At 54.0% G+C, this 3,225-nt stretch carries 1 tRNA gene and 2 rRNA genes (1 of these 3 running past the window's edge); all 3 read left to right on the forward strand.

Annotation, left to right across the window (positions count from 1 at the left end):
• Nucleotides 1-2,662 (forward strand): 23S ribosomal RNA (locus B6V73_RS20175) (it extends 171 nt beyond the left edge of the window).
• Between the two features lie 88 nt (nt 2,663-2,750).
• Nucleotides 2,751-2,865, forward strand: a 5S ribosomal RNA gene (gene rrf, locus B6V73_RS20180).
• Between the two features lie 195 nt (nt 2,866-3,060).
• A tRNA-Met gene (locus B6V73_RS20185) sits at nt 3,061-3,137 on the forward strand.
• Nucleotides 3,138-3,225: the final 88 nt, after the last annotated feature.

A 3,225-nucleotide genomic window follows, 5' to 3' on the forward strand; every position in this document is an offset into this window, starting at 1 on the left:
TCCAAAACAGGTACTTTTAACCTGAATACATAGGGTTATAAGAGCGAACCCGGGGAACTGAAACATCTAAGTACCCGGAGGAAAGGAAATCAACAGATACTCCGCTAGTAGTGGCGAGCGAACGCGGACCAGCCGAGCCATGAGAATGACCAGAATGATCTGGAAAGATCAGCCAGAGCGGGTGACAGCCCCGTATGGGAAGTTCAATTGGACGTATTAAGTAGGGCGGGACACGTGTAATCCTGTCTGAAGATCGGGGGACCACCCTCGAAGGCTAAGTACTCCTTACTGACCGATAGCGAACCAGTACCGTGAGGGAAAGGTGAAAAGCACCCCGACGAGGGGAGTGAAACAGTTTCTGAAACCGGACGCCTACAAGCAGTCGGAGGAGCCTCGAGCTCTGACGGCGTACCTTTTGTATAATGGGTCAACGACTTGGTCTATCGAGCAAGCTTAAGCCGTTAGGTGTAGGCGTAGCGAAAGCGAGTCTTAACAGGGCGAATTTAGTTCGATGGATCAGACCCGAAACCAGATGATCTAGCCATGTGCAGGCTGAAGGTGAGGTAACACTCACTGGAGGGCCGAACCGACACCCGTTGAAAAGGGTCCGGATGACGTGTGGCTAGGGGTGAAAGGCCAATCAAATCTGGAGATAGCTGGTTCTCCGCGAAAGCTATTTAGGTAGCGCGTCGATTGTATTCTCCCGGGGGTAGAGCACTGCATGGATGATGGGGGCCCACAGCCTTACTGAGTCTAAGCAAACTCCGAATACCGGGAAGAACTGATCGGCAGACACACGGCGGGTGCTAACGTCCGTCGTGGAGAGGGAAACAACCCTGACCAACAGCTAAGGCCCCCAATTCATGGCTAAGTGGGAAAGCATGTGAGACTTCCAAAACAACCAGGAGGTTGGCTTAGAAGCAGCCATCCTTTAAAGATAGCGTAACAGCTCACTGGTCTAGTCAAGAGGTCTTGCGGCGAAGATGTAACGGGGCTCAAGCCATGAGCCGAAGCTTTGGATGCACAGTGATGTGCGTGGTAGCGGAGCGTTCTGTGATATAGAACGCTGCCTCCTTACTCCCCTCGGGGATATTGGAGGCAATGTTCTGACTGTGAAGCCGGGCCGTAAGGCATCCGGTGGAGTGATCAGAAGTGAGAATGTTGACATGAGTAGCGACAAACAGGGTGAGAGACCCTGTCGCCGAAAGTCCAAGGGTTCCTGCTTAAAGCTAATCTGAGCAGGGTAAGCCGGCCCCTAAGGCGAGGCCGAAAGGCGTAGTCGATGGGAACCAGGTTAATATTCCTGGGCCATGTGGTGGTGACGGATCTGAGCCGTTGTTCGATCTTATCGGATTGATCGGGCAGCCAACAGGTTCCTGGAAATAGCCCCACTATCGGACCGTACCCGAAACCGACACAGGTGGACTGGTAGAGAATACCAAGGCGCTTGAGAGAACCACGTTTAAGGAACTCGGCAAAATGCCTCCGTAAGTTCGCGAGAAGGAGGCCCGCTTCGTACGCAAGTATGGGGCGGGGGCACAAACTAGGGGGTGGCGACTGTTTACTTAAAACACAGGGCTGTGCGAAGCCGTAAGGCGACGTATACAGTCTGACGCCTGCCCGGTGCCGGAAGGTTAAAAGGAGGAGTGCAAGCTCCGAATTGAAGCCCCGGTAAACGGCGGCCGTAACTATAACGGTCCTAAGGTAGCGAAATTCCTTGTCGGGTAAGTTCCGACCTGCACGAATGGCGTAACGATCTCCCCGCTGTCTCAAACGTGGACTCAGCGAAATTGAACTGTGTGTCAAGATGCACACTACCCGCGGTTAGACGGAAAGACCCCATGAACCTTTACTATAGCTTCGCACTGGCATCAGGCATGTGATGTGCAGGATAGGTGGTAGGCTTTGAAACGGGGACGCCAGTCTCCGTGGAGCCATCCTTGAGATACCACCCTTCGCCTGCTTGATGTCTAACCGCGGTCCCTTATCGGGATCCGGGACCCTGCGTGGTGGGTAGTTTGACTGGGGCGGTCGCCTCCCAAAGTGTAACGGAGGCGCGCGAAGGTTGGCTCAGACCGGTCGGAAATCGGTCGTTGAGTGCAATGGCAGAAGCCAGCCTGACTGCAAGACTGACAAGTCGAGCAGAGACGAAAGTCGGCCATAGTGATCCGGTGGTCCCGAGTGGAAGGGCCATCGCTCAACGGATAAAAGGTACTCTGGGGATAACAGGCTGATGATGCCCAAGAGTCCATATCGACGGCATCGTTTGGCACCTCGATGTCGGCTCATCTCATCCTGGGGCTGGAGCAGGTCCCAAGGGTACGGCTGTTCGCCGTTTAAAGAGGTACGTGAGCTGGGTTTAGAACGTCGTGAGACAGTTCGGTCCCTATCTGCCGTGGGTGTAGGATACTTGAGAAGAGTTGCCCCTAGTACGAGAGGACCGGGGTGAACGGACCACTGGTGGACCAGTTATCGTGCCAACGGTAGTGCTGGGTAGCTATGTCCGGACAGGATAACCGCTGAAAGCATCTAAGCGGGAAGCCCCCTTCAAAACTAGGTATCCCTTGAGGGCCGTGGAAGACCACCACGTCGATAGGCTGGAGATGTAAGCGCGGCAACGCGTTCAGTTGACCAGTACTAATTGCCCGATTGGCTTGATTTGATCCGGTAGTAGCCAGACCTCTGGTAACCGATCAAACAGCATGCACAATACAAAGTGTACAACTTGAACTTCATCGCTTCTTCCTCGGTTTGGTGGTCATAGCACGAGCAAAACACCCGGCTCCATTCCGAACCCGGCCGTTAAGTGCCGTCGCGCCAATGGTACTGCGTCTTAAGACGTGGGAGAGTAGGTCACCGCCAAACCTAGAAAGAAGCGACAAAAAACTTCATCTCTCGAAAAACGATGACAAACAAAATCCCGATCGCAAACACTAAATGCCCTCGGGAATAAACGCGGGATCGAGCACCCCGCAAGCGAGACAAACTCTACTCGAGAGTTTGAAAAACGCGATCGCCGCGTCAGGCTCATAACCTGACAAAAGGCAAAAGCTCAACGGACGCGGGATGGAGCAGCCCGGTAGCTCGTCAGGCTCATAACCTGAAGGTCGTAGGTTCAAATCCTACTCCCGCAACCAAATCTTCTAAGTCATAGCCATACGCTCACAGCCGCCTTCGGGCGGTGTCTTGCGTTGTGCTAAGCCCCCCAGAAGCAATGGGGAAGCA

This window comes from Thioclava sp. JM3 (genome assembly GCF_002213185.1).
GTDB classification, from domain to species: Bacteria; Pseudomonadota; Alphaproteobacteria; order Rhodobacterales; family Rhodobacteraceae; genus Thioclava; species Thioclava nitratireducens.